The following is a 7,286-nucleotide window of genomic DNA, read 5'->3' as shown; positions in this document are numbered from 1 at the left end:
ACAAGTGATATGGTTTGCAGCTTCAGATGTGTATAATAGACAGATCATCGACTCATTGACGGCGTGACGGCAAATCGGTTCATGGAGCATGTCATCGAGGCCATTGAAGATCCGGATGTACTGCTCTCGCGGCTGTAATTCCTCTTAGTTTGTATCTACACGTTGTGAATCATTCATCAGCTATTGAGGGTCAGTCCCATCAATTTTATAGCGTTTTTTCGTCTGATTCCCCTTTGACGTTGTCTGGAGCGGAGCCGCGGTCGCTGTAGTCCTCACGGCCAATAGCCTCGCTACCAAGCATATTGTGAACTACCTCGCCCTACTCGCGCTTGCGCGCTCGTTGAGGGCGGGGCTTCCCTGTTCCATGACGCGACGTGCAGGAACGGCTGAAACAGCGGTCCCACAGCGGTCGCAGTCTCCGAGGGCGTTGATTCGGAGTGAACCACCCCTACTTGGTTAAGTCCGCGTGAAAGGATATTAGCGGCGGCGTTCGCATCACGGTCGCACTCAAAACCACACGCCGGACACGAGTGTTCGCGTACCCAGAGTGGTTTGTCCGTCTTGACGCCGCACTCGGCACACTCATTGTGGTATTCGCTGGTTCGACCGCCGCGAAGTGCGTGCTTTCGCGCTCGCACTTGTACGCGAGCATCCGACCGAACGTCCCCCACGCCGCGGATGCTCGGTTGCGGCTGTTGCCATCGAGTTCCATCAGATCCTTCGCGTCCAACTTCTCAAAAGCACGAGACGGACTCGTAGGTACGACCACACTGCTACGAACAGTATTAGGCTTCTAATTGATTGAGCGCTTGTTCGAGGTGATCCCGTCGATCGGCGTTTCGTTGAAGGACTTCTGTGGACCACTTGGACTCCTCGTATTTGAGCGCGTAGACGGTCCCGTTCATCAAAATCACCATACTCGTCGCGTTTTCTGCCCGCTCTTCATGTCGCTCGTCAATTGAGGTTGTTCCGAGAATGATGAGAGCTTCTACTTCCTCGTGGGCACGTAGCCGGTTTCGTTCCGTACGATTGAGTGGTTTGGACGGTAATGTGCTAACCACATTCATTGGCTATCAAAAACGCACTGGGCATCCTAATGGCTGACGTTGCAGGTGATGGGTGTCTTCAGAATTTCTCGTTGAATCAGGAATCAGCTAAGACTGAATAGACTACCAGCATTCCATATTAGCTCAATTCACGGCTCATCTTGTTTTGCTTGGACTGCACCAACCAGTAGTGCGTCTTCGATGAGTGCGCCTGTCGCGCGCCGGAGCCGTTCGGACAGCGCTTGATGCGAAATGCCGAGTTCGTTGGCGAGCTCGCTCTGTTCGGTCTCACGAGGCACCTGATAGTAACCTTCAACGAGAGCGGTGCTAAGCGCTTCAAACTGTGGCTCTGTAAGCCCATAGAAGCCAGCAGGTTCGCCTTCCATCTCCCGGATAGCAGTCACCTCAAAGGTAAGACCCTCTTCATCGACGAAGTTAGTCGTCTTCGTCAGAGCGTCGCGATCAGGGTAGAGCACGCGGAGATACCAGCGTCCATCAGTTCCGTATGCGTCCGTGATCGTCGCACTGGAGTTCGTCAGCATCTGGAGAACGACTTGCACTTCAGAAACCCATTCCATGCGATACAAGTGTTCGTTGTCGAACGACGACAACAGCGTGAGGTTTTGGACACTAGGATCGTCCTCAAAGGCGGTTGTGATGGCCTCAGAGTCGGCGTTACGAATCCACATGAGCGGCATGGCTGCTTCGTCGCCACTCTGCACGACGCGTTCGACTTCGAATTCAACATCCGGTAGTGAACTCAACGCCTCGTAGAGCGCAAACTCCTCGGCTGGAATCTCGCCTCGGACAACACATGCACTGGACATACAGGGTACTCTCGGTCAACAAGCAAAAGGATTGATTAGATCTTTCGCCTCGTTCGTGAGAACGCCTGTCCCCGTTGAGGAGTCGGCTACCACGTCAGAGAGGTCGATACGCCATACAAACTTGCCGCTGGTCTCCTCTCGTGACCGCTGATTTTGCACATCGGTCCCGCAAAGACCGCTCTACTCGGGGTGCTGGCTCGCCGGTTCGTCGTACATCTTTAGACAGCGAGGTAACCCCGTCCTGAAGCCCGAAGGGCTGAAGGGCGGGGCGGAATCGCGTAAGCTGATTCGTGAGACTGTGCAACTGCCATCTGTTCGGTATCGGCCAGTTGACTCCCGATCGATGTATTTATTAGTGACGACACTACATATGTCGCGTGCTCAGACGTACCGTCTGTCTCAAACTCGACGTGCCCGACGACCGGCGCGACGATCTCCACGAAACCACTGACAGGTTTCGACAGGCCGCCCAAATCGCCGTCGACCGGGCCTTCGAGCGCAACGACGACGGCTACGTCATCACGCACAAAACGAAACTCCACCACTTGACCTACGAACAGGCTCGCGAAGCCACCGACGGCTTGAACGCGAACCTCGTACAGGCGGCGCGAAACCTTGCCGGCGACGCCGCGAAGGGTGTCGTCTCGCGCTGGGAGAACGGCAAGCGCGCGTCGAAGCCGGAGTTCACCGCACCGACCGTCGTCTACAACAAGAAGGCGCTCACCTACCGCGAGGACGGTGTGTCGCTTGCCACGGTGAACGGTCGCGTCGAGTGCGATTTCGTTCTCCCGCCCGAAGGCGAGAACCCACAGACCGAGTATCTTCGCGGCGATGAATGGGAGCTTCGAGAGAGCACGCTGCATTACCGCTCGGAGAGCGGCGAGTACTACCTCCACACCACAGTTGCGAAGGACGAGGATGTGTCGGAAGAAGCCGAGAACGGAACGGTTCTCGGTGTCGATGTGGGTGTGGAGAATATCGCCGCGACTTCAACTGGACGGTTCTGGTCGAGTGGGCTGTTGAACCACCGCCGCGAGCAGTACGAAAGCGTTCGTGCTGGGTTGCAACAGACCGGGACCGAGTCAGCCCACCGGACGATTCAGCAACTCGGCGAGCGCGAACAGCGGTGGGTCGACGACCTGTTGCACCGTATCTCGAAGGATATCGTGAGCGAAGCGGTCGAACACGACTGTTCGCGTATCGCCTTCGAGGACCTGACTGACATCCGCGAGCGGATGCCCGGTGCGAAGAAGTTTCATGCATGGGCGTTCCGACGCCTGTTCGACCTCGTTTCGTACAAGGCCGACGAACGCGGTATTCGCACGGTGCAGGTGGACCCGGCGTACACCAGCCAGCGCTGCTCGAAGTGCGGCCACACGGCCCGGAACAACCGCCCGTCACAGGCGGAGTTTCGGTGTGGGAGGTGTGGCTACGAGAACCACGCCGACTACAACGCGGCGAAGAACGTCGCGATGAAACACGTCCGCGCGGGGCAAAAGTCTCCGCGTGGACGGGCGAACCGTCATCTCGCCCTGAAGACGGGGACGCTGAACGGGAACGGCGAGTTTTCGCCTGCCGACGCATAACTGCATCGGCCAGACCGGGAGTCCACCGCCAAGCTCCGCCGTTCACGGCGGAGAAGGTGACCTGTCGAGCGAACGCCTGCTGCTATCGGCTTGCAGATACGAAATCAGCGGCTGCAGTGGCGATTTCGGACCTCGAAATCCGGCCGGTGGAGATTTGATGCCAAATAAGAATTGGGCGTTCTCGACGCGCAACCGTGTGTGATCGCATCGAAATCGTCTCTCGGCTCCATCCAAAGACGTTTCACTGGCGAAGCCGTTAGTCGATAGACACGGAATCACATCCAACAGTGAACACTCACCCTCATCGGGCGTTCCGCCCGTTCTCGGGGCCAATGGCTCCGATATCGTTGTCGTTGTTGTCGCGCAGGTGTTGAGTCGGGGGGTCACTTGCTTTCTCGAATGTGGGACCGTCGAACCGACGGAGACCACCATGTCAATAGCACATCCCGCCCCAGACAGTAGTCCAGAGTACACCACCAACACGACCGACCCGCCCCCTCATCCACGGAGGTCCCGGCGATGAGCATCATCGCCAGTCTTTCGATCAACGCCGACGATTTCGTCTTCGGCGAGGTGCTCTCTCATACCACCACCCGCATCGAACTCACACAGTTCGTTCCCGTCGACAACCAGCTCGTTCCCTACTTCTGGAAAGAACACAACGGCGACCGCACAGCCTTCGAACAGCGCGTTCGCGATCATTCTGCCGTCGCAGATCTTACCAATCTCGACGGCCGCGTCAACGCTCATCTCTACCGGATCGGCTGGACCGACGAAATCGACGGCTTTCTCGACGCGCTTCGAGATCGAGATATCTTCATCGAAGAGGCGACCACCACTGACGGCAAAGCGTGGCTCTTTCGCCTCCGCGCGATAGACCAGGAGGAACTCTCAGCGTTTCAGGAAGCATGCTACGACCACAGCATACCGATTGATGTCCGTCGCGTCATCCACAACCCCGATACGGCCGATCATATCCCGTCGCTCACGGGTGTCACATCCAAACAACGGGAAGCGCTCTTGCTCGCGCTCGAGCGTGGCTATTTCCACGTGCCACGCGACATCTCCGCCGAGGAGCTCGGCGAGGAACTCGGGATTAGCGGGCAAGCGCTCTCCCGTCGGCTCCAGCGCGGCCAGCAGAGCATTCTTACGAACCTCATCAGCGCACTAAATCACCAGTAGGACCCCTAAATCGGTTCTTTTCGAGTTTGCCTTGCTTCCAACGGTTGACCTCGCATGTGAACTGTCATCCCTGCCTGTGGAATGACCTCAATGAGCGTGCATGTGCAGACTACTATAAGATCGGTTCATAAGGAAGGCCGACACCTATTGAGGAGCCATGTCATTCTCTACAAGCTATGCCCGACTGTGAAAACTGTGGGGGATGGGTAACCGATCAGTACGCGCGTGTGTTCTCACCGCCCGAAACACACGGTGTACGCGTCTGTCCGAACTGCGAGGATAAACTGCGCGAGAAGGGCCAAATCCGGAAAGCCCACTCAACCCGCCATTCCAATGGCTGAACGCACTCGGCCGGTAAGCGCACCGACACCGCAGCTGCCGGCAGCCACCGACGCAAGCACTGCCCAGTTCGAACTCCCCGCCGAGGGGTTCGCCTTCGTCGAACTGTTCGAACGCGTGCCCGACGCGACGGTCGAACTCGAACCCGCTATCGCCAATCCCGACGACCACGCGCTGGTGATAGTACAGGCTAATGCACCCGAACACACGATTGATGCGGCGATTCGATCGTCCCCGAACGTCGCAGCGGTCGAACGGTTCGGCGGAGAAGACGGCCACTGGCGATACCGGGTGACATGGGATGAGCACGCCCGTCAAGTCATCCGGAGGCTCATTACAGAGAGCATCACGCTCGTCTCCCTCCACGGGAAGGCCGGGCGCTGGAAACTGCGAGTGATAGCATCCAAGCGGGATGCAATCGCACGAGCGTACGAAACTCTAGAAGAGTTGGGTTGCGCCCCCGAGTGTCACAGTATCAGCACTCTCGGAAACGGAGGAATCGACTCCGGTGGCCTGACTCATAGGCAACACACCGCGCTCACCAGAGCCTTCGAGATGGGCTACTACAACATCCCGCGAGATCTCACGTCGGCAGAACTCGCCACCGACCTCGGTGTCAGTCATCAGGCGCTCTCCGAACGATTCCGGCGCGCACACCGTGAACTGATTCAAAACGCGAACATCATCGAATGAGCGACATCGACACCAAAAGCGCCGAGAACGATACCACGGAAAGCGCCATGAACATTGTTGCGGAAGCGACCATCGAAGCTTCCCAGAAGGACCTCGATCAGATACTCACCGGGTTTCCTGAGAATGAACTCGCGGTTCGACGGACGACTACTGCTTCCCCTACGAAAGATCGACCGTTCGAGATCCGGGCCGATGAGGGAGAGACGCTACTACAATTTCACGAAGCGTGTGTCGAGCGTGAAATCGTCCTCAATATCAGACGCCTCTCTCGTCAGTAGCGCACGCTTGGTAAGCCATGTGTTTGGGCGGAAATTTTACTACTTAGGAAGGACAAGGGCTAACCCTGAGCGGTATCGTGACATGTACCGGAGGACGAGAGCAGCTCCTCAGCAACACTCGCCAGTTCATCGCTCTCTGCCTCGTGCAAGCGCTCATCGCTGAGTAGCAAGCGTAATGGTGGCCGCCCAACGTCAACCGGTACTTTCTCCGTCTCAATCAGTCCCTTCTCCTCAAGCTGACTTTTTAACTGCGAGAACGTCGCCCTGCTCCCCACACGCAGATCCTCACCCCACGTCGATAGATCGTATAGCAACTGCTCGTGTTTCGCCGCTACCAGTAGCAATATTCGTACTTCATCCAGACCGCTCTCATTCCGACGGGTGTCCCCCACCGAATCCAAGACTGTGAGAACATCCGATTTGACGGCCATCCCGAACTTCTCTTCGAGCGATTCCTCTACACGCGAGCGCGCGGGAGTTCGTAAATGAAACTCTTCGGCGCTCTCCCAAACGTCCTTCCACCGCTCACGCACACTCTCGACGAATTCCCCGTCGGCGCTCACAAGTTCGCCAACGCACTCGGCGGCCGGCACAATCGAAACCACCGTCCCCTCGGTCACCAACAGCATGTTCTCGAAACGTTCGTCGCTCGACCGCATCGAAATTCGCCCCGCCTCGATCAAATCAGCCACCGCGCTCGCCAGAATGAAATCCCGCCGCAGCCACCGCAACACCGATTCCCGACACAACAAACAGACTGTCGATCCACTATCCATACTCCTGAGCACCTCGATCAACTCCGGCAGTTCTTTCTCACTGAACCCAACAGCGAATACCTCACCAGACTCTCCTTCGAGAGCTGTACGCACAACATCGGCCGATGCTCTCTCGACACTATTTGAATTGGTTGTCACACAGAAATTATCTGATGAAGCTGTATCTATTTTCTGTTTTGTATCCTCCACAGTCAATTTCCCCGGCCTAAAGGCCGGCGCCTGTCGCTGGGCTCCCGTTCTGGCCGTCGCATGCCTCAAGCTAAACACCGAGACAAACCCTCGCTTGAAAAGTATCAATCGGATCTTCATAGACAATATCGGCGATATCTGATTGCGGCCACTATACCCCCTGTCTCTTATACACATCTCCGAGCCCACGAGACCGAGGCTGATCTCGTATGCCGTCTTCTGCTTGAAAAAAAAAATGAACGCGGATGCGGTCACATACTATGAAAAAAGTAGGTAAGCCTGGAAGGTCGCCTCTTCTACAAATATTAAAGATTACTGTGCTAGCTCTGGCTGTGTGAGTACTAGTATGACTGATACTACACGAAATTGA

Annotated in this window: 7 protein-coding genes and 1 pseudogene; 6 read left to right on the top strand and 2 right to left on the bottom strand. The window is 56.6% G+C overall.

The annotated features are described in order from the left end of the window. The first annotated feature begins 54 nt into the window (after positions 1–54). Positions 55–138 carry a hypothetical protein gene (locus tag ACP97_RS20795; protein WP_272913442.1) on the top strand — a complete coding sequence of 28 codons (84 nt, stop codon included), beginning with the start codon at positions 55–57 and terminating at the stop codon, positions 136–138. 171 nt (positions 139–309) lie between these two features. On the opposite strand, the pseudogene ACP97_RS19075 reads toward ACP97_RS20795, so the two are convergent. Continuing rightward, positions 310–742: pseudogene (locus ACP97_RS19075) on the bottom strand (RNA-guided endonuclease InsQ/TnpB family protein); the annotation flags it as partial. 453 nt (positions 743–1,195) lie between these two features. After that, on the bottom strand, positions 1,196–1,873 hold the full coding sequence (locus ACP97_RS08240; RefSeq protein ID WP_049997363.1) for a helix-turn-helix domain-containing protein: 678 nt from the start codon (positions 1,871–1,873) through the stop codon (positions 1,196–1,198). Between the two features lie 377 nt (positions 1,874–2,250). Between ACP97_RS08240 and ACP97_RS08235 the strand changes: the two genes are divergently transcribed. From ACP97_RS08235 to ACP97_RS08220, 5 genes are all read left to right on the top strand, one after another. Beyond that, a complete protein-coding gene (locus tag ACP97_RS08235) occupies positions 2,251–3,459 on the top strand; it encodes an RNA-guided endonuclease InsQ/TnpB family protein (RefSeq protein ID WP_049997362.1) in 1,209 nt (402 codons plus the stop codon). Between the two features lie 519 nt (positions 3,460–3,978). Next, entirely contained in the window at positions 3,979–4,641 is a 663-nt protein-coding gene (locus ACP97_RS08230) for a helix-turn-helix domain-containing protein (protein WP_049997361.1), read from the top strand. A 176-nt stretch (positions 4,642–4,817) separates the two neighbouring features. Next, complete coding sequence (locus ACP97_RS21425) at positions 4,818–4,982, top strand: DUF7563 family protein (protein ID WP_449404921.1); 165 nt, start codon at positions 4,818–4,820, stop codon at positions 4,980–4,982. Beyond that, positions 4,975–5,673 (top strand): helix-turn-helix domain-containing protein, encoded by a 699-nt coding sequence (locus ACP97_RS08225; RefSeq protein ID WP_049997360.1) that lies wholly within the window; start codon positions 4,975–4,977, stop codon positions 5,671–5,673. Before ACP97_RS21425 ends, ACP97_RS08225 begins: the two co-directional genes overlap by 8 nt. Beyond that, a complete protein-coding gene (locus tag ACP97_RS08220) occupies positions 5,670–5,951 on the top strand; it encodes a hypothetical protein (protein ID WP_049997359.1) in 282 nt (93 codons plus the stop codon). Before ACP97_RS08225 ends, ACP97_RS08220 begins: the two co-directional genes overlap by 4 nt. Positions 5,952–7,286: the final 1,335 nt, after the last annotated feature.

It is taken from the genome of Halococcus sediminicola, assembly GCF_000755245.1.
In the GTDB taxonomy this organism is placed as follows: domain Archaea; phylum Halobacteriota; class Halobacteria; order Halobacteriales; family Halococcaceae; genus Halococcus; species Halococcus sediminicola.
The sequence above is the reverse complement of the archived record's forward strand: the minus strand, read 5'-3'. Positions and strand labels throughout refer to the sequence as shown.